The sequence below is a fragment of the Halolamina rubra genome, from assembly GCF_000739555.1.
GTDB lineage: Archaea > Halobacteriota > Halobacteria > Halobacteriales > Haloferacaceae > Halolamina > Halolamina rubra.
This window is the reverse complement of record NZ_BBJN01000010.1, coordinates 20,215-38,506: the sequence shown is the minus strand read 5'-3', so window position 1 is coordinate 38,506 and position 18,292 is coordinate 20,215. Positions and strand designations below refer to the sequence as shown.

16 protein-coding genes and 1 pseudogene are annotated in these 18,292 nt (G+C 69.4%); 11 read left to right on the top strand and 6 right to left on the bottom strand.

The window, feature by feature from the left end:
• Positions 1–17: 17 nt before the first annotated feature.
• A complete protein-coding gene (locus ACP95_RS02755; RefSeq protein WP_049979740.1) occupies positions 18–917 on the bottom strand; it encodes a DUF7351 domain-containing protein in 900 nt (299 codons plus the stop codon).
• A gap of 190 nt (positions 918–1,107) precedes the next feature.
• On the opposite strand from ACP95_RS02755, the gene ACP95_RS02750 reads away from it, so the two are divergent.
• The 4 genes from ACP95_RS02750 to ACP95_RS02735 all read left to right on the top strand — a co-directional run bounded on the left by ACP95_RS02750 (position 1,108) and on the right by ACP95_RS02735 (position 4,309).
• Positions 1,108–2,340 (top strand): MFS transporter, encoded by a 1,233-nt coding sequence (locus tag ACP95_RS02750; protein ID WP_049979739.1) that lies wholly within the window; start codon positions 1,108–1,110, stop codon positions 2,338–2,340.
• A gap of 80 nt (positions 2,341–2,420) precedes the next feature.
• The gene (locus ACP95_RS02745; RefSeq protein WP_049979738.1) at positions 2,421–2,963 is read left to right on the top strand and encodes a KH domain-containing protein; all 543 of its coding nucleotides are present in this window, start codon (positions 2,421–2,423) and stop codon (positions 2,961–2,963) included.
• 248 nt (positions 2,964–3,211) lie between these two features.
• Positions 3,212–3,910, top strand: coding sequence for a V-type ATP synthase subunit D (locus ACP95_RS02740; protein ID WP_049979737.1), 699 nt, complete (start codon positions 3,212–3,214; stop codon positions 3,908–3,910).
• Positions 3,911–4,309, top strand: a complete 399-nt coding sequence (locus ACP95_RS02735; RefSeq protein WP_049979736.1) for a DUF6276 family protein — start codon at positions 3,911–3,913, stop codon at positions 4,307–4,309. It begins immediately after the preceding gene.
• A gap of 20 nt (positions 4,310–4,329) precedes the next feature.
• On the opposite strand, the gene ACP95_RS15545 is transcribed toward ACP95_RS02735, so the two are convergent.
• The 3 genes and pseudogenes from ACP95_RS15545 to argS all read right to left on the bottom strand — a co-directional run bounded on the left by ACP95_RS15545 (position 4,330) and on the right by argS (position 7,679).
• A complete protein-coding gene (locus ACP95_RS15545; protein WP_154018422.1) occupies positions 4,330–4,494 on the bottom strand; it encodes a hypothetical protein in 165 nt (54 codons plus the stop codon).
• Positions 4,495–4,532: 38 nt separating this feature from the next.
• Positions 4,533–5,782 (bottom strand): annotated as a pseudogene (prf1, locus tag ACP95_RS02730) (peptide chain release factor aRF-1).
• Between the two features lie 148 nt (positions 5,783–5,930).
• Entirely contained in the window at positions 5,931–7,679 is a 1,749-nt protein-coding gene (gene argS, locus ACP95_RS02725; protein ID WP_049979735.1) for an arginine--tRNA ligase, read from the bottom strand.
• Between the two features lie 195 nt (positions 7,680–7,874).
• Here argS and ACP95_RS02720 point away from each other — a divergent pair, with 195 nt between their 5' ends.
• The 5 genes from ACP95_RS02720 (at position 7,875) to ACP95_RS02700 (ending at position 12,038) form a co-directional block, all read left to right on the top strand.
• Positions 7,875–8,573, top strand: a complete 699-nt coding sequence (locus tag ACP95_RS02720; RefSeq protein WP_049979734.1) for a DUF120 domain-containing protein — start codon at positions 7,875–7,877, stop codon at positions 8,571–8,573.
• Positions 8,570–9,253, top strand: a complete 684-nt coding sequence (gene ribB, locus ACP95_RS02715; protein ID WP_049979733.1) for a 3,4-dihydroxy-2-butanone-4-phosphate synthase — start codon at positions 8,570–8,572, stop codon at positions 9,251–9,253. Before ACP95_RS02720 ends, ribB begins: the two co-directional genes overlap by 4 nt.
• Positions 9,254–9,301: 48 nt before the next feature.
• On the top strand, positions 9,302–10,237 hold the full coding sequence (locus ACP95_RS02710) for a branched-chain amino acid transaminase (RefSeq protein WP_049979732.1): 936 nt from the start codon (positions 9,302–9,304) through the stop codon (positions 10,235–10,237).
• A 73-nt stretch (positions 10,238–10,310) separates the two neighbouring features.
• Positions 10,311–11,264 (top strand): PfkB family carbohydrate kinase, encoded by a 954-nt coding sequence (locus tag ACP95_RS02705; RefSeq protein ID WP_049979731.1) that lies wholly within the window; start codon positions 10,311–10,313, stop codon positions 11,262–11,264.
• A gap of 183 nt (positions 11,265–11,447) precedes the next feature.
• Positions 11,448–12,038, top strand: a complete 591-nt coding sequence (locus tag ACP95_RS02700; RefSeq protein WP_049979730.1) for a 50S ribosomal protein L15e — start codon at positions 11,448–11,450, stop codon at positions 12,036–12,038.
• 301 nt (positions 12,039–12,339) lie between these two features.
• Here the strand turns inward: ACP95_RS02700 and ACP95_RS02695 are convergent, their stop codons facing one another.
• Positions 12,340–13,347 (bottom strand): NADP-dependent oxidoreductase, encoded by a 1,008-nt coding sequence (locus tag ACP95_RS02695; protein ID WP_049979729.1) that lies wholly within the window; start codon positions 13,345–13,347, stop codon positions 12,340–12,342.
• Between the two features lie 102 nt (positions 13,348–13,449).
• Here ACP95_RS02695 and ubaA point away from each other — a divergent pair, with 102 nt between their 5' ends.
• Both ubaA and ACP95_RS02685 read left to right on the top strand, forming a co-directional pair.
• The gene (gene ubaA, locus ACP95_RS02690) at positions 13,450–14,265 is read left to right on the top strand and encodes an SAMP-activating enzyme E1 (protein WP_049979728.1); all 816 of its coding nucleotides are present in this window, start codon (positions 13,450–13,452) and stop codon (positions 14,263–14,265) included.
• 252 nt (positions 14,266–14,517) lie between these two features.
• The gene (locus tag ACP95_RS02685) at positions 14,518–15,492 is read left to right on the top strand and encodes a transcription initiation factor IIB (RefSeq protein WP_049979727.1); all 975 of its coding nucleotides are present in this window, start codon (positions 14,518–14,520) and stop codon (positions 15,490–15,492) included.
• Positions 15,493–15,612: 120 nt separating this feature from the next.
• On the opposite strand, the gene ACP95_RS02680 is transcribed toward ACP95_RS02685, so the two are convergent.
• Positions 15,613–18,204, bottom strand: coding sequence for a heavy metal translocating P-type ATPase (locus tag ACP95_RS02680; protein ID WP_049979726.1), 2,592 nt, complete (start codon positions 18,202–18,204; stop codon positions 15,613–15,615).
• Positions 18,205–18,292 lie beyond the last annotated feature (88 nt).

Here is an 18,292-nt window from a genome sequence, read left to right as displayed (position 1 = left end):
ACCGACAGCCCCCTGCATCACTGCTCAGCCGGCGCGCCGCCGGGCACCACTTCGACCTCGACCACGTCGAGATCGTCGTCGAGGGTGGCGTGACAGGCGTCGCCGTCCTCGAAGAAGGAGACGCGAACGCGGTCGCCGGACGCCACGTCGACGTGCTCGTGGGCAACGTGTTGGCTGTACTCCCAGTACGGCCGGTCGTCGATGGGCGCGCCGCGCCGGCGGTGGAACGTCCGAACCACGGGGTGCTGGCTTGCGACGGTCGTTACGCCGACGACGGCGCTCCGCCCACAGACGCCACACTCGAACCGACCGACCACGTCGAACGTGCCGCTCTCGGGTGCGTCCTCGGAGAGTGCCGCGTTCATCCGCCCGCCACAGCTCGGACAGACGCCGTCGGTCGCCTGTGAGACACCCGCGCGCGCCCACCGGTCGACTGCCCGGACGAGGTCGACGCCGTCGCGGTCCCGGACCACGGTCGGCGGCACGCCGAGTCTGAGCACGACTTCCCCACAGTCGGGACAGTCGACGACGAACTGCTCGTCCTCGTAGCGCGCCACGAGGCCCGCCTCGCCGCAGGCGTAGCACTCGCCCGCGGTCTCGAAGGGCTCGCGCGCTGGGCTCTCCGTGTAGCTTCCTGCCGTGACGGCCCGGGCGATCCGGCTCCCGCGCTGGGTCAGGGCGTACCCTCCCTCGCCCTTCTCGACGAAGTGCGGAACGAGGCGGTCGAGATGATAGTTGAACTGCGCGCTGTCCGCAACGTCCACCTGATCGTACAGGTCCGAGAACGCCATCGACGTTCCCGCACGCAGACCGTTGAGCGCGGTCACGATCTCCAGCCGTGTCGCCTCTCCGAGCAGTGAGAACGCCGCTGCAGGGTCGAGTCCGGCGTCGTCGTCCAGGGCGTCCGAATCCGTCATCAGCCGCCTGGTGGGACCGGCGCCGGATAGCTCCGGCGGTGAGTTGCCGAGTGCCAGAATATAGCGGGTACAGGCCGTTCCCGTCGCGGAATCTGCCCGATCGAGTGGCGACGGGAAAACCTACCAGATCACGGACTTGATTGGCGTTCAGAAATCGCTTATTGGGCATCGCAACCGCGTTCCGGCACGGATGCGAGACCGATTCGACGAGCCGTCGTTCGTGCTGATCTACTACCTGTACATGGCGACCCTGTCGGCGGGCTTCGTCTACCCGATCACGACGCAGTACCAACTCCGGCGCGGGCTCACGTACGGGCAAGTGGGCGTCGTCGGCGCCGTCTTCATGGGGACCTGGGTGCTGGCGGAACTGCCCACCGGCTACCTCGGCGACCGGTTCGGCCGGCGACGGCTGCTGCTGGGGAGTTCTGCGCTGAACGCCATCGTGATGCTCGTCTTCGTCGCGTCGAGAACGTTCCCGGCGTTCCTCGTCGCCACGTTCGGCTGGGCGGTCGCGTTCAGCATGCGCTCCGGCGCCGGGAGCGCGTGGCTGTACGACCTGCTCCGGGAACGCCTCGACGCTGGGGAGTACGCTCGCGTCCAGGGGACGGGGATGGCGGTCATGCTGCTGTTCACGGCGGCTGCGTCGGTCGTCGGCGGTTATGTGGCGGCGCGGGGGTTGACCTACCCTTACCTCCTCAACGCGGCGTGGTTCGCGCTCGGGGTTCCAGTGCTGCTCGCGCTTCCCTCGGATGTCGAGGACGCCGCCGAGGACACCGTCGGATCGGGGTACCTGTCCCCGCATGAGGCCATCGACGTGGTTCGGACGGTCGTGACCGGGGCTCGGCTCCGCTCGTTCGTCCTGTACTTCTCGGCGTTCTTCGCGTTCTTCGAGATGGTCGACCTCTACATCCAACCGGTGGCCGTGGCCGTCGGCTTCTCGCGGCCGGACCTGGGCTACCTCTACGCGGCGTTCTACGTCGCCGCGGCGGTCGTCAGCCACAACACCGGCCGGATCCGTGACCACGTCGGCGTGCGGGCCTGGTTCCTGACAGTCCCCTTCGTCGTCGTCGCGACCTTCCTCGTCGCCGACCTGTCGCCGCTGGCGATCGTCCCGGCGTTCGTCGTCCTCAAAGTCGCCAACCGCGTCAGCAGCCCGCTGATGGAGCAGTACGTCAACGACCACCTCGACGCCGACGGCCGGGCGACCGGGGTGAGCGCCGTCACGATGGTCGCGGGGCTCGCCGCGATACTGAGCCGAACGGCCGCCGGATACGTCGCCGAACTGGTCGGCCCGCTCTCGATGTTGGTTCTGTTCGCGGGCGGCCTCGGCGTCATTCTCGCAGTGCTGGCTGTCGTGTCGCCTCCCGTTCCGGCCGGCTACGACGCGGAACAGCGCGTCAGGGGAGCGACCGCGGACGACTGACCGATCCGCCGGATCGACCCGTAGCGCGTGTGACCGGCCGACGAGGAACCCTTACAACTCTGCGGTATCTATACCGCTGTATGCAACACGTAACGGTCCCACAGGACCGCATCGGCGTCGTCATCGGTTCCGGGGGTGAGACGATGCGGGAGATCGAGGAGCGCGCCGGCGTGCGCCTCGACATCGACTCCGAGGACGGCTCGGTCGGCATCGAGACCGTCGGCGACCCCATCGACGCCATGGCGGCCCCGGACATCGTGAAGGCGATCGGTCGCGGCTTCAAGCCCGAGACGGCGTTGGAGCTGCTGGAGAGCGACATGCGGCGGCTCGACCTGATCGACCTCTCCGAACAGACGCGGAACGACAACGATCTGCAGCGACAGAAGGGCCGGCTCATCGGCGAGGACGGCCGGACGCGGGAGCTGATGGAGCAGCTCACCGGCGCGAACGTGGTGATCTACGGCTCGACGCTGGGGATCATCGGCGAGCCCGACGAGGTCGACGCCGTCCGGCGTGCGGTGGGGATGATCCTCGACGGCGCGCCCCACGGCGCCGTCTACTCGTTCCTCGAGCGCAAGCACAACGAGATGAAGCAGGGTTGGAACGTCCGCGAGCGGACGTAGCCAGTCACGGCGAGCGACCAGCGAGCGGCGACGGCCGCTCGCCCCGAGCCGATGCCGTGACTGTGTGTAACCAGATCGCGGCGAGCGAACTGTCGCCGGCTCCGGCCGGCGACGACAGAGCCAAAGCCGTGACTGTGTGTAACCAGGCCACGGCGCGTCCCCGGGAGCCCCTCTCCGGCGTCGACGCCGACCGGAACGCCGGGAACTAACAACTATTAACCCACTCCGGCCGGAATACTCCCCCAAGAATGGCCGAGGACGTCAAACCGACCCGGAAGAACCTCATGGCGATCGAGGACCGCATCGAACTCTCCGAGCGGGGTCACGACACCCTCGAGCAGAAGCGGGACGGCCTCATCATGGAGTTCATGGATATCCTGGACCAGGCCCAGGACATCCGGAGCCAGGTCGAGACCGACTACGAGACCGCCCAGCAGAAACTCGACATGGCGCGGGCGATGGAGGGCGACGTGGCCGTGCGGGGCGCCGCCGCCGCGCTAAAGGAGCACCCCGAGATCACCACCCAGTCGAAGAACATCATGGGCGTCGTCGTCCCCCAGATCGAGGCGTCGAAGGTGAAGAAGCCGCTCGACGAGCGCGGGTACGGGCTCGTCGGCTCCTCGGCCCGCATCGACGAGACCGCCGACGCCTACGAGGAGCTGATCGACTCGATCATCCTCGCCGCCGAGGTCGAGACGGCGATGAAGAAGATGCTCGAGGAGATCGAGACCACCAAGCGCCGCGTGAACGCCCTGGAGTTCAAGCTGCTCCCCGACCTCAAGCAGAACCAGGAGTACATCGAGCAGAAGCTCGAGGAGCAGGAGCGCGAGGAGATCTTCCGGCTGAAGAAGATCAAGGCGAAGAAGGAGGAGGAGGAGGCCGAGGAGGAGGAGATCGAGGCCGACGAGCGCGAGGGCGCGACGACCGCCTCGCCGAAAGCCGACTGAATGGCCTGCCCGGCGTGTGGCGCCCCGGTCGTCGCGTTCGTCGTCCCGCCGGCGTTCCGTGAGCACGCCCCCGCCCCGGAGACGGCGATCTGTACGTCCTGTTTACGAACGGTCCCCGCGAGCGACGCCGATACCGACGCGGTCGCTCCCGAGGACGCCGACTTCTCGCGGATCCACGAGTCGTTCCCGACCGGGCGCGGCGGCGCCGCGTTCGCACTCGTGCTGGGGAAGCTCGACTCGCTGGCGCTGAACCGCCCGGCGATCCAGGCGCTCTGTGACGAGGCCGAGCGGGCCGGCACCGACGTGGCGCTGGCGCTGGAGCGACTCGCCGGCGCGTCGACGCTCGACCCGCCGTACGACGTGGATCGCCGACGGCAGCAGCTGGCGTCGTTCCGGTAGAGTCGTCGACGGCGGCCGCCTCAGCGGTCGTCGCCGCCGTCCTCGATCCGGATCACGTCCGCCGCCGAGAACGACTCGTCGTCGTGGTAGCGGCTGAGCGCGAGCATCGAGCCCGCGTAGCTGGCCGTCGCGACGAAGACGAACGCGATCGGCGCCCAGAACAGGAGGGTGGTAAGCGTGCTCATGCCTGGCCCCTTAGGCCGGCGACGCCAAAGAGGTGGCCTTAGACGCCCGTCTCGTAGCGCAGGATCCCCGCGATCCCGCCGAACGCGTTGAGCAGCTGTTCGCCCTTCTCGAAGTCGGTGCTGATGAACTTCGTCTCCGTCCCGCGCTGGTCGGCGATCTCCATCAGGTGGTCGACCACGTCCTCGCGCTCCTCGACCTCCGCGGGCTCGCCGCACTCGGAGCACTCGTGCTCGGGCGTGTTGTGCCGGCGCTCGACGGTCTCGTACTCGGTGTGCCCGTTGGGGCACTCGTAGACGACCACGTCCTCGGTCAGGTCCTCCGAGAGCAGCAGTCGGTCGACCGAGCCCATCACGAGGTTCTCGCGTGTGGGGACGAGCCCGTAGGTGGCCTCGTTGCCGGTGTGGAGGTTCTCGAAGAACTCCTCCATCTGCTCTTTGTCCTCGACGAGCTCCTGGTCGGCCAGCGCCTCCTGCCCGGCGTCGACGAGGTCGTACAGCCCCGACTCGTCGGTGTACGCCACGTCGAACTTCCCGAGCACCTTGTCCTGCAGCTCGTGGTGGAGGTAGTCGCCGTCGAGGAACTCGTCTTTCGTCGGCGACGGGCCGCCGACGAGGATGCCGTCGAGCTCGTGGCGCTTGGGCACCATCAGGTCGTCAGCCATCTCCGCGACCTCCTGGTAGAAGTTGTCGATGGCTTCGAGCCGCAGTCGGGCGAAACGCTGGGCGGACTGGCCACCTTTGCGCTGCTTGCCCGGGACGAGCGACGAGGCGGACTTCACGGGCTCGACGCGCTTCCCCTTGAGCCAGCCGACGTTCGCCTCGCGGCGGTCGAGCACGATGAGGCCGAACAGGCCGGAGTCGGCCATCATGTGCTCCAGCGGCTCGATCAGGAAGTCCGAGTCGCAGTGGTAGCGGAACGACTCGACGGGGTCCGGCGGCGACTCGAGCGTCCGGGTGATCATCTCGGTCTGGCCGCCCCCGGAGTCGATGGCGCCGGAGAAGATCACCATCCCGTTCTCCGGCGGGTAGGTGTCGTAGTAGCGCAGGCGGTCCTTGATCGAGGTGAGCGCGTCCTGGACGTTCGTCCGGGTCTGCTTGGACTTGATGTTGGCCGCTTCGGAGTGCTCCTGGGTGACGTGGGCGACGACGTCGGAGATCTGGCGGTCCTCGGGGATGTAGATGGTGACGAGCTGTGTTCCTGATCCCTCGTACTCCTCCAGCTCCTCGAGCACCTTCCGGAACTCGTACTTCCGCGGTCCTCGCTGGCCTCTTCGGCGTCAGTACTCATTACGTCAGGATAGGTGCTATCGCGTGTAAGTACCTGTTGACTGTACGTGCCGCCGTCTCACGCTTCCGCGCCCGCGATATCGACCGGTTCCGCGGTCAGTACGTCGGTCCACGGGACGCCGACAGCGGGCAGCGGCCGTCGTCGACGCTCACATCGACTCGGGCGCGGCGACGCCCAGCACGTCCAGCGCGTTCCCCATCGTGTGGGCGGCGGCGGCGACGAGCGCCAGCCGCGCGTCGCGGAGCTCGTCGTTCTCGGCGGTCAGCACTGGGCACTCGCGGTAGAACGCGTTGAAGCGCTCGGCGAACGTCCGCGTGTAGGTCGCGACGCGGTGGGGTTCGAGGTCCTCGGCGGCGCCCTCGACGACGGCGGGGAACCGAGCGATCGTCCGGAGCAGGTCGCGCTCCTCGGGCGTTTCGAGCAGGTCGGCGTCGATCCCCGCCGGGACGGACTCGCCGTCGAGGATCCCCCGGCAGCGCGCGTGGACGTACTGGACGTACGGCGCCGACTGCGCCTCGAAGTCGAGCGCGCGCTCCCACTCGAAGGTGATCGTCTTGCTGGGCTGCTTGGCGACGATGTCGTAGCGAACGGCGCCGATGCCGACCTGGCGGGCGATTCGCTCCACGTCGTCCTCGGTGAGCTCGTCCTCGCGGATGCGGTCGTCCATCCGGGACTCGACCTCCTCCCGGGCGCGGTCGACTGCCTCGTCGAGCAGGTCGTCGAGGTCGACGCCGGTGCCCTCGCGGGTGCTCATCCCCTCGCCGCCGGGGAGGTTCACCCAGGAGTAGAACTGCTGGTCGAGCTTCCCGGTGTCGTGACCGAGCAGCCCGAGCGTCTCGTTGAGCTGTTCGAACGTGAGCTTGTGGTCCTCGCCGATGACGGTGACCGCACGGTCGAAGTTCTCGAACTTCCACTCGTGGTGGGCGATGTCGCGGGTGGTGTACAGCGTCGTCCCGTCGGAGCGCAGGAACACGAAGTTCTTCTCGATCCCGTGCTCGGAGAGGTCCAGCTGCCAGGCGTCGTCCTCGTAGACGGCCTCCTCCAGCGCCTGCAGGCGCTCGATCACGTCGTCGGTGGCGCCGGAACGCATGAACCGCGTCTCCTTGACGAACTCGTCGAACTCCGCGGGGAGCCGGGAGAGCGTCTGGGTCATCCCGTCGAGCACGGTGTCGACGACTTCGGTCACGCGCTCGTACGTCTCGTCGTCGCCGTCCTCGAGCCCCTGCATGATCGACTCGATCTCGGCCTCCGCTTCCTCGACGGCGGCCTCGTCGGCGTCCTCGAGGTAGCTGTTCCCCTTGCGGTAGTAGCGGACGAGGTCGTAGTCGGGCTTCTCGCGTTCCGGTTCGGGGAGGTCGGCCTCGTCGAACGTCTCGTACGCCCAGGTGAACAGCGCCATCTGCCGGCCGGCGTCGTTGACGTAGTAGTGCCGCTCCACGTCGTAGCCGGCGTAGTCGAGCGCGTTCGCGATCGCGTCGCCGATGATGGGGTTGCGCGCGCGGCCGACGTGCACCGGGCCGGTCGGGTTCGCGGAGGTGTGCTCGACGACGACCGACTCCCCCTTCGGGGGGCGCTGGCCGTAGTCATCGGCGCCCGCGGCGTCGAGCGTGTCGGCGTAGTACGCCTCGTTCGGCGCGAAGTTGAGGTAGGGGCCCTGCGTGCTGATCTCGCCGAGGTACTCGTACTCGTCGGGGTCGATCTCCTCGGCGACCTCCGCGGCCACCTTGGGCGGCGGTGCGCCGACCTCGCCCGCCAGCCGGAACGCGACGCTGGAGGCGAGCACCGCGTCGACGCCCTCCGGCGGCTCCTCGATGCCGAGATCGTCGGTCGGGAGGTCACGCGCCGCCAGCGCGGCCGCGACGGCGTCCTCGACCGCCGACCGGAACTCGATGAACATGGGCGTCCGTTCCGCCCGACGAATAAAGGGGCTTCCGAACGCCGGAGCCGGCCGCGACGGTCGCCATCACGATCCCGTGACGGGCGCTGCCGGCACTCAACCGACGGACGCGGCGGCGCCGGACGGTCTCGTAACGAATACGGGACGCATCCCATATCCAGTATCGTTAAGCGTCTCGATACGGAACTGGGAACTATGCAAGAGACGACGGCGGGCGTCGACGCCGCCGAGGTGGCGGCGCTGAAACAGATCGCGCTCGAGGGGGGCGTCGACGGCGAGCGGAAAGTGTCGTGTGCGGCGCTGGGCGACCGGCTCGGTGCGTCGAGTCAGACCGCCTCGCGCCGGCTCCAGCGGCTCGAGTCCGCGGGGCTGATCGAGCGCGAGGTCGTCGCCGACGGCCAGTGGATCGCGCTGACTGGCGCGGGGAAGTCCCGGCTCCGCGGGGAGTACGCCGACTACCGCCGGCTGTTCGAGGACGACGCGGAGCTGACGCTCTCGGGGGCGGTCACCGCGGGCGCCGGCGAGGGGCGCCACTACATCTCGCTGCCGGGGTACAACCGCCAGTTCGAGGAGCGACTGGGGTACGACCCGTACCCGGGCACGCTCAACGTCTCGCTCGACGAGGCGAGCACCCGGAACCGGAGCGAGCTCGCGGCCGTCGAGGGCGTCCCCATCGACGAGTGGGAGGACGAGGAGCGCACGTACGGCTCCGCGACCTGCTACCCGGCGCGGCTGGAGGCCGACGCCGGGAGCGCCGACCCCGTCCACGTGATCGTCCCCGACCGGACCCACCACGACGAGGACCAGATCGAGATCATCGCCCCCGAGATGCTCCGGGACGAGCTGGGGCTGGCCGACGGCGACGAGGTCGTCGTGGAGATCGAGGACGCATGAGCTCGACCCGAACCGACGCCGTCGACGCGGTCGAGGCCGCGCGGGCGGCGTTCGCCCGCGGCGAGCCGGTGTTGATCCACGACGCCGCCGACCGCGAGGGGGAGGTCGACATCGTCTACCCCGCGGCGGCGGTCGACCCCGACGCCGTCAGCCGGCTGCGCAACGACGCCGGCGGGCTGATCTGCGTGGCGATCAGCGACGGCGTGGCCGAGGCGTGGGAGCTCCCGTTCCTCGCGGACGCGCTCGACCACCCCGCGACTGCGGCGGGCCACCTGGACTACGACGACCGCTCGTCGTTCTCGCTGCCGGTGAACCACCGCGACACGTTCACCGGGATCACCGACGACGACCGCGCGCTGACGATCCGCGAGCTGGGCGCGGCCGCCGACGCCGCCGAGGCGGGGCGGTTCGGCGCCGACGAGTTCGCCGAGTCGTTCCGCTCGCCCGGCCACGTGACGCTGCTGCGGGGCGCGCCGGGGCTGCTTGCGGACCGACAGGGCCACACGGAACTCGGCCTCGCGCTGGCGGCCGCCGCCGACCGCGAGCCGGCGGTGGTCGTCTGCGAGATGGTCGACGGCGACACCGGCGAGGCCCGGACGCCCGCCGACGCCCGCGCCTACGCCGAGCGCGAGGGGCTCGTGTACGTCGAGGGGCGCGACCTGCTGACCGACCTCGACTGAGTCGCCGTTTCTGCCGAATTTAAGACCCCGCCGCACACATACGCGGGTATGAGCGCCTTCGAGGAGATGGAGCAGGACGGGACGATCTGGATGAACGGCGAGTACGTCGACTGGGAGGACGCCCAAGTCCACGTGCTGAGCCACGCGATGCACTACGGCACGGGGATCTTCGAGGGCGTCCGCGCCTACGACACCGAGGAGGGGACCGCGATCTTCCGCTGGGAGGAACACCTCGACCGGTTCTACAACTCCGCGAAGCCGTACGACATGGAGATCGAGTTCTCCCGCGAGGAGCTGACCGAGGCGACGCTCGAGGTCATCCGGCGCAACGACCTCGACTCGGCGTACGTCCGCCCGCTGGCGTACTACGGCTACAACTCGCTGGGCGTCTCGCCGGGCGACTGCCCGACCGACGTGACCGTCGCCGCCTGGCCCTGGGGCGCCTACCTCGGCGAGGAGGCGCTCAAGAACGGGATCGAGGTGAAGGTGTCCTCCTGGCGCAAGCACGCCTCCAGCCAGATCCCGACCAACGCGAAGACCACCGGGCTGTACGTCAACAGCATGCTGGCCGGCGAGGAGGCCCGCCGCCACGGCTTCGAGGAGGCGATCGTCCTGAACAAGGAGGGCAACGTCGCCGAGGGGCCCGGGGAGAACATCTTCCTCGTGCGCGACGACGAGATCTACACGCCGGGGCTGAGCGAGTCGATCCTCGACGGGATCACCCGCGACACGGTGATCACGCTGGCCGAGGAGCGCGGCTACGAGGTCCACGACAACGTGAGCATCTCCCGCGGCGAGCTCCACACCGCCGACGAGCTGTTCTTCACCGGCAGCGCCGCCGAGGTGACGCCGATCCGACAGGTCGACAACGTCGAGATCGGGAACGGCGGCCGCGGCCCCGTCACCGAGGAGCTCCAGAGCGCGTTCTTCGACCTCGTGGAGCGTCGCACCGACGACCACGAGGAGTGGTTCACGTACGTATAACCCCACGCGCGACGCCCCGCCGCGAACCGCCTCTTTATGCCGTTCGAGTAGTGAGGGAGCACCAACCCGCCCCATGAGCCGGATCCTCAGCCTCGGGAGCATCAACGTCGACAGGGTCGAGCACGCGAGCGCCGCGGAACTGGACGCGCTCGAGCGCCGGTACGACTGGTTCCCGGAGCGGGGCGAGACCGTCGAGGTGTCGGGGGTGCCGGCGGGGTTCCCCGAGGAGGCCGACACCGTGTTTCACGGCGGCAAAGGGGCGAACCAGGCGGCGGCCGCGGCGCGTGCCGGCGCCGACACGCGGATGCTCGGGAAGGTCGGGAGCGACTACGGGGAGTTCGACGTGCGCCGGCGGCTCGCGGCGGCGGGCGTCGACACGACCCCCGTGGAAACCGACGAGTCGGTGCCGACCGGCACGGCGTACGTGTTCGTCGACGACGACGGCGAGAACCGGATCGTCGTCCGCCCCGGGGCGAACGACGCGGTCGACTGGGCGTACATCGAGGCCCACTACGACGCGATCGTCGACGCCGACTGTCTGCTCGTCCAGAACGAGATCCCGGCGGAGCCGGTCGCGCGGCTGCTCGCCGAGCTCTCGACCGAGCCCGACCGGCCGACGGTCGTGCTCGACCCGGCGCCCGCGGCCGGCGCGGCGGCGCTGCTCGACGACGCGGTGGTGGACTACGTGACGCCGAACGAGAGCGAGTACGCCGCCCTCGAGCCCGAGCTCGAGGCGTTCGACGGCGTCGTCGTCCGGAAACGCGGCGGCGACGACGTGATCGTCGACGCCGAGCGGGAGTTCAGCGTCTCCCCGCCGGCAGTGCCGGTGACCGACACCACTGGCGCGGGCGACGTGCTGAACGGGTTTCTCGGCGCCCGGCTCGCCGCCGGCGCGTCGCTCCCGGACGCGGTCGAGGTCGCGACCGTCGCCGCGTCGCTGGCCACGCGGGAGCGGGGCGCCCGGAACGGCGTGCCGACGCTTGCCGACGTACGGGCGTTCGCGGACGCGAACGTCAACGCGCGGTGAGTCGGGGCGCTTCGAAACCCTTACCACCGAATCCCGAGTATCCACGCCCAACTCGCTGGTCGACGGGACGCCAGTGGGCACCCGATAGCTCGGGACGAAATGTGGTCGAAAGAGGCGCGACGCGCCTCCCGAGGCGGCGGAGCCGCCGACATTCGACTGAATCGCAAGCGCCCGCACAGAACCATGGCACGAAGCTTCTACTCCCACATCAAGGACGCGTGGAAGCAGCCCGGCGACGGCAAGCTCGCCGAGCTGCAGTGGCAGCGAAAACAGGAATGGCGGAACCAGGGCGCCATCGAGCGCGTCGAGCGCCCGACCCGGCTGGACAAGGCCCGCGAACTGGGCTACAAGGCGAAGCAGGGCATCGTCGTCGTCCGCATCGCCGTCCGCAAGGGCGGCGCGCGCAAGCGCCGACACAAGGCCGGCCGCCGCTCGAAGCGCCAGGGCGTCAACCGCCTCGGCCGCCGGACCTCGATCCAGCGGATCGCCGAGGAGCGCGCGACGCGCAAGTACCCGAACCTCCGGGTGATGAACTCCTACTGGGTCGGCGAGGACGGCTCCCAGAAGTGGTTCGAGGCGATCCTCGTGGACCCCGAACACGCCGCGATCCAGAACGACGACGACCTCAACTGGATCTGCGACGACTCCCAGACCGGCCGCGCGTTCCGCGGCCTCACCAACGCCGGCAAGTCCAACCGCGGGCTTCGCACCCGGGGGAAGGGCTCCGAGAAGGTCCGCCCGAGCGTTGCGTCGGGCAACCGCGGCGGGAAGTAACACCAGCCACGGCTCGTGAGCTGCGACGACCGCCGTGTCGTCGCCAACGAACTCACGCCGTGACTGTGTAACGCCGATCGCGGCGCGTTTTTCGTTCGACGCTATCTCGAACAGCGACTGCTGTGCGGTGGCGCGCGACGTGAGCGTCGACGGACGCGAACGAGCGCGCGAGGGATGAGCGACCGTACGGGAGCGAATCGGCTGGGGAGGCTGTGGGCGGTGCGTGGCGGTGCGGTCCAAGTGGCCATGCTCGCTCCGCGGCACCGTTCGCGGGAGGAACAGCGACTAGAGAAACAGCCCCTCAGTCGCTGACTTTCACCACCTGCTTCCCGACGTTCTCCCCCTCGAACAGCCCGAGGAACGCGTCGGGAGCGTTCGCCAGCCCCTCCGTCACCGTCTCGCGGTACTGGATCTCGCCGGCGGCGACCCACTCCGCCAGGTCCGCGCTGGCCTGCTCGAACCGCGGCGCGAAGTCGCTCACGAGCAGCCCCTGGACGCGAGCACGGCTCTCGATCAGCTTCCCCAGCTTCCGCGGGCCGGTCGGCTGCTCCTCGGCGTTGTACAGCGCGATCTGCCCGCAGACCGCCACGCGGGCGTCGACGTTGAGGTGGGAGAACACCGCGTCCGTGATGGGGCCACCCACGTTGTCGAAGTAGCCGTCGACGCCCTCCGGCGCCGCGTCGGCGAGCGCCGCGACGTAGTCGTCGGTCGACTCGTAGTTGATGCAGGCGTCGAAGCCGAACTCGTCCTCGACGACCTCGCACTTCTCGTCGCTGCCGGCGAAGCCGATCACTTTCGCCCCCTGGAGCTTGGCGAGCTGGCCGACGACCGAGCCCACCGCGCCCGCGGCGGCGCTGACGACGACCGTGTCGCCGGCCCGCGGTTCGAGCACCTCGCGCGTGCCGAAGTACGCCGTCCGGCCGGGCATGCCGACGACGCCCAGCGCGGTCGACACCGGGAGCGCGCCGGTCTCGATGCGCTGGAGCTCGCTCGCGTCGGCGAGGTGGTACTCGGCCCAGGTCATGTTGCCGACGACGGTGTCGCCGGCGTCGAACTCGGTCCCGGTCTCGTCGACGACCTCGCCGACGGCGGCGCCCCGGAGCGGGTCGCCCACCTCCCACGGCTCCGCGTAGGACTCGCCGGCGTCCATCCGGCCGCGCATGTACGGGTCGACCGAGAGGTAGCGGAGCTTCACGAGCGCCTCGCCGCCGGCGGGGTCGTCGAGGTCGATCTCCCGCAGGTCGAACGTGTCGTCGTCCGGGACGCCCGCGGGTCGCTGGGCGAGGTGGTAGCGCTTGGTCGTGACCATACCCGGGAGTGGGCCGGGGGAGGGAAGGCACCTGCGACGGAGGCACGGCGACGACGGGCCACCGTCCGTGCGCTTAACCCCGGCGGGGCCCCAGTACACCCCATGAGCGACCTCTCGCTCGACGCGACGCAGTTAGACCGGTACTCCCGGCACATCATCCTCGACGACGTGGGGCCGGAGGGCCAGAAGCGCCTGCTCGAGGGCAGCGCGCTGGTCGTCGGCGCCGGCGGCCTCGGCGCGCCGGTGATCCAGTACCTAGCGGCCGCGGGCGTGGGCCGGCTGGGGATCGTCGACGACGACGTGGTCGAGCGCTCGAACCTCCAGCGCCAGGTGATCCACCGCGACGCCGACGTGGGGCGGGCGAAGGCCGACAGCGCCGAAGAGTTCGTCAACGACCTCAACCCCGACGTCGACGTCGAGGCGATGGAGCGACGCATCGCGCCCGAGGAGGCCCGAGAGCTGGTCGCCGACTACGACGTGGTCGTCGACTGCACCGACAACTTCCCCACGCGGTACATGCTCAACGACGCCTGCCGGATCGAGGGGGTGCCGCTCTGTCACGGCGCGATCTACAAGTTCGAGGGGCAGATCACCACCCTCAGCCCGGAGGGGCCCTGCTACCGCTGTCTGTTCCCCGAGCCGCCCGAGCCCGGGACGGTGCCGGACTGTGCGACGACGGGCGTGCTGGGCGTGCTCCCCGGCACCGTCGGCTGTCTCCAGGCGACCGAGGCGGTGAAAGTGCTGCTCGGACTGGGCGACACGCTCACGGGGCGGCTGCTGTTCTACGACGCCCGGGAGCTCTCCTTCGAGACGGTGCCGTACAGGCAGAACCCCGACTGCCCGGTGTGTGGCGACGACGGCATCGACGACCTCGCCGGCGTCGACTACGCGGGCGGCTGTGCGGTCGCCGACGACTGAGGACGTGGGCCGTTTTCGGCGCGGAAATCCCGGCGCCAGCAGCGGCCCGCGTCGGAATCGTGTGACACTTACACAAGGTTATGCCACTCAAGAAGCTACCGGTCTCTCTGTTTCGGTTCTACCTGCCGAATACTGGCGAATCAAGCCGATAAACCGTGATAGACTTGGGCAAAAGATTTATATACTTTACTGTCTTACCCTTGGGTGAAGACAGCCCGATGCCCCCGCGTCGGGACACTTCGGTTCCAATCAATGAGCACGAACACCACCCACCGCGAAACCGAGACCGAGCGGGCAGAGACCGAGCAGGAGCACCACTGCCCCGAGTGCGGTGGCAACCTCGAGACGAACGAGTCGCAGGCCGAGACGGTCTGTGCGGACTGTGGCCTCGTCGTCGACGAAGGCGGCATCGACCGCGGCCCCGAGTGGCGCGCGTTCGACGCCGGCGAGAAGGACGAGAAGTCCCGCGTCGGCGCGCCGACGACGAAGATGATGCACGACGACGGCCTCTCGACCAACATCGGCTGGCAGAACAAGGACGCCTACGGCAACCAGCTGTCGGCGAGTCAGCGCGAGAAGATGCAGCGCCTGCGGACGTGGAACGAGCGGTTCCGCACCCGCGACCACAAGGAGCGCAACCTGAAGCAGGCGCTGGGCGAGATCGACCGCATGGCCTCGGCGCTCGGCCTCCCGGAGAACGTCCGCGAGACGGCGTCGGTGATCTACCGACAGGCGCTCGACAAGGACCTGCTCCCCGGCCGCTCGATCGAGGGGATCGCCACCGCGAGCCTCCACGCCGCGGCCCGGATGGGGAACGTCCCCCGCAGCCTCGACGAGATGAGCGCCGTCTCCCGCGTCGACCAGGCGACGTTCAAGCGCGCCTACCGCTACATCGTGCGGGAGCTCAAGCTCGAGGTCCAGCCCGCCGACCCGCTGGAGTACCTCCCGCGGTTCGCGAGCGAGCTCGACCTCGACGACGAGACCGAGCGCCGCGCCCGCGAGCTGCTCGAGACCGCCAAGCGTCAGAACGTCCACTCGGGCAAGTCGCCCGTCGGCCTCGCCGCGGCCGCGATCTACGCCGCGGGCGTGCTGACCAACAACGCGCTCACGCAGTCGGAGGTCAGCGCCGCCACCGACATGAGCGAGGTCACTATCCGCAACCGCTACCAGGAGCTGCTCCAGGCCGCCGAATCCGCGGACTCCGGCGCGGCCGCGGGCGCCGCCTGAGTAGCTGACGGCGTCGGCGACGTCGAGATGGACGGGCGTCGACGCTAAACGACGCGACTGCGGGTTCTTCGGTCGACGATCACTTTTCGAAAAATCAGTAGCCGAGAGCGGACGCGCCGCCTACCGCAGGCGGCCCAGCAGTTCGTAGTCCTCGTCCGGCGTGTAGCCGCGGAACAGCAGGCTGTTCGTCAGCACCGACAGCGACGAGAACGCCATCGCCCCCGCGGCGAGCACCGGCTGGAGCAGCCCAAGCGAGGCAAGCGGGATCATCGCCGTGTTGTACCCCAGCGCCCAGACGAGGTTCTGCTTGATCTTCTGCAGCGTCGCGTCGGAGATCCGGATCGCCTTCACCACGTCGACGGGATCGTCGCGCATCAGCGTCACGTCGGCGGCCTCGATGGCCACGTCGGTGCCGGAGCCGATCGCGGTGCCGACGTAGGCGACCGCCAGCGCCGGCGCGTCGTTGACGCCGTCGCCGACCATCATCGCCTGGCGGCCCTCGGCCTGGATCGCCTCGACGGCGTCGGACTTGTCCTCGGGCAGCACCTCCGCGCGGACGTTGTCGGGGTCGATGCCGACCTGCTCGGCGACCGCGCGGGCGGTCCGCTCGTTGTCGCCGGTGAGCATCATCACGTCGACGCCGCGCTCCCGGAGCTGGCTCACGGCGGACTTCGCGCTCTCCTTCACCGTGTCGGCGTCGGCGACGACGCCCACGAGGTCGCCCTCGTAGGCGACGAGCATCGCCGTCTTCCCCTCGCTCTCGAGTCGCTCCATCGTCTCCGCGGCGGGCTCGGGGTCGACGCCGTGCTCGCGGAGCAGCTTCCGGTTGCCGACCAGCACCTCGCCGCCCTCGACCGTGGCGCGGATGCCGTGGCCGGGGACGTTCTCGAAGCTCTCGGGCGAGCCGACCTCGATCCCGCGCGCCTCGGCGCCGTCGACGATCGCGCGAGCCAGCGGGTGTTCGCTCCCGCTCTCCGCGATCGCCGCGAACCGCAGCACGTCGTCCTCGTCGAACTGCTCGCGTTCGGCCAGCTGGCCGCCGTCCGGCGCGGCGTCACCGCCGTCGGCGCGGGCGCCGTCGAACACGACCACGTCGGTGAGCTCCATCTCGCCCTCGGTGAGCGTCCCGGTCTTGTCGAACACGACCGTGTCGACGTCCTTCGCGCGCTCGAGGATGTCGCCGCCCTTGAACAGCACGCCGTTCTGGGCGCCGATCGTCGTCCCGACCATCGTCGCCGCCGGCGTCGCGAGCCCCAGCGCACAGGGACAGGCGATCAGCACCGCGGAGGCGAACACGACGATCGCGAACTCGAACACCGAGACCGTCCCGCCCGCGACCGCCGGGCCGCCGGCGACCAGCCCCCACAGCGGGAGCGAGCCGACGAGCCCCGCGAGCGCCTGCGGGAACAGGTACCAGACCGCGCCCCAGAACACGGCGTTGACGATCACCGCCGGCACGAAGTACGCGGAGATGCGGTCCGCCAGGTTCTGGATGTCGGGCTGGCGGGACTGCGCCTCCTTCACCGTCTGGACGATCTGCTGGAGCGCCGTGTCGGCGCCGACCTTCGTCGCCTCGACGACCAGCACGCCGTTCTCGTTGATCGTGGAGCCGACGACCTCGTCGCCCTCGGTCTTCTCGACGGGGACGGACTCGCCGGTGACCATCGACTCGTCGACGGCGGACTGGCCGTCGACGACCACGCCGTCGGTGGGGATCTGCTCGCCCGGCCGGACCTTCATCCGGTCGCCGACCGCGACGTCCTCGAGCGGGATCTCCTCCTCGTTCCCGTCGTCGTCGACGACGGTCGCGGTGTCGGCCTCCATCTCCAGCAGGGTCCGGAGCGCCTCGCCGGCCTGCCCCTTCGAGCGCGCCTCGAGGTAGTTGCCGAGCGTGATGAACACGAGGATCAGCGCCGCCGTGTCGAAGTAGAGGCTGCCCGCGATCAGCTCCGCGAGCACCGCGACGGAGTAGGCGTACGCGGTGGTGGAGCCGAGCGCGATCAGCACGTCCATGTTGGCGCGCCCGTTCGTCACGAGCGCCTTGTAGGAGTTCCTGTAGAACGGCCGGCCGAGCACGACCTGAACCGGCGTCGCGAGCCCGAACATCACCCAGCCCAGCGGCACGCCCAGCAGCGAGTCGCCGAGCAGGCTGTCGAAGAAGAAATGTTCGAGCAGGAAGAACAGAAGCGGCACCGACAGCGCGGCGCCGAACAGCGTTAGCCGGAGCTGTTTGCGGATCTCCTCGTTGCGGGCGGCGTCGCGGGCGGACTCGCCCGCCTCCTCCTCGCCGTCCTCGCGGACGGGGGTGTACCCCGCGTCCTCGATCGCGTCGTACATCGCCGAGAGCGACGTGTCCTCGGGGTTGTAGGTGACCTGTGCCTCGTCGGTCGCGTAGTTCACTTCGGCGTCGACGACGCCGGGGAGGTCTTCGAGGGCGTCCTCGTTGGCCTCCGCGCAGTTCGCACACGACATGTCGGAGATGGCGATCGACACCGTCTCCGAGACGACGCCGTAGCCCGCCGACTCGATGGCGTCGTAGATCTCGCCGAGCGACACCTGCTCGGGGTCGTACTCGACGGAGCCCTCGTCGGTGGCGTAGTTGACGCTCGCCGCCTCGACGCCGTCGAGCAGCTCCAGCGCCTCGCCGACCGTCGCCGAGCAGTTGGCGCAGGACATGCCCGTGACGTTCAGTTGTGCTGTTCGCGTTCCCATGGCTATCTCTCTATAGGGGCTCCTCCCTTAGTGCGTTTGCGCCTTGGCAGCCAAGGTTCTAGTGGCGACAGATTTTCGAAACCAAAGC

Coding starts and splice junctions, on each gene's coding strand:
- ribB (WP_049979733.1), top strand. CDS start 8,570: ATGAGCTCGACCCGAACCGACGCCGTCGACGCGGTCGAGGCCGCGCGG.
- ACP95_RS02740 (WP_049979737.1), top strand. CDS start 3,212: ATGGCCGAGGACGTCAAACCGACCCGGAAGAACCTCATGGCGATCGAG.
- ACP95_RS02735 (WP_049979736.1), top strand. CDS start 3,911: ATGGCCTGCCCGGCGTGTGGCGCCCCGGTCGTCGCGTTCGTCGTCCCG.
- ACP95_RS02695 (WP_049979729.1), bottom strand. CDS start 13,347: ATGGTCACGACCAAGCGCTACCACCTCGCCCAGCGACCCGCGGGCGTC.
- argS (WP_049979735.1), bottom strand. CDS start 7,679: ATGTTCATCGAGTTCCGGTCGGCGGTCGAGGACGCCGTCGCGGCCGCG.
- ACP95_RS02685 (WP_049979727.1), top strand. CDS start 14,518: ATGAGCACGAACACCACCCACCGCGAAACCGAGACCGAGCGGGCAGAG.
- ACP95_RS02710 (WP_049979732.1), top strand. CDS start 9,302: ATGAGCGCCTTCGAGGAGATGGAGCAGGACGGGACGATCTGGATGAAC.
- ACP95_RS15545 (WP_154018422.1), bottom strand. CDS start 4,494: ATGAGCACGCTTACCACCCTCCTGTTCTGGGCGCCGATCGCGTTCGTC.
- ubaA (WP_049979728.1), top strand. CDS start 13,450: ATGAGCGACCTCTCGCTCGACGCGACGCAGTTAGACCGGTACTCCCGG.
- ACP95_RS02720 (WP_049979734.1), top strand. CDS start 7,875: ATGCAAGAGACGACGGCGGGCGTCGACGCCGCCGAGGTGGCGGCGCTG.
- ACP95_RS02755 (WP_049979740.1), bottom strand. CDS start 917: ATGACGGATTCGGACGCCCTGGACGACGACGCCGGACTCGACCCTGCA.
- ACP95_RS02745 (WP_049979738.1), top strand. CDS start 2,421: ATGCAACACGTAACGGTCCCACAGGACCGCATCGGCGTCGTCATCGGT.
- ACP95_RS02750 (WP_049979739.1), top strand. CDS start 1,108: ATGCGAGACCGATTCGACGAGCCGTCGTTCGTGCTGATCTACTACCTG.
- ACP95_RS02680 (WP_049979726.1), bottom strand. CDS start 18,204: ATGGGAACGCGAACAGCACAACTGAACGTCACGGGCATGTCCTGCGCC.
- ACP95_RS02700 (WP_049979730.1), top strand. CDS start 11,448: ATGGCACGAAGCTTCTACTCCCACATCAAGGACGCGTGGAAGCAGCCC.
- ACP95_RS02705 (WP_049979731.1), top strand. CDS start 10,311: ATGAGCCGGATCCTCAGCCTCGGGAGCATCAACGTCGACAGGGTCGAG.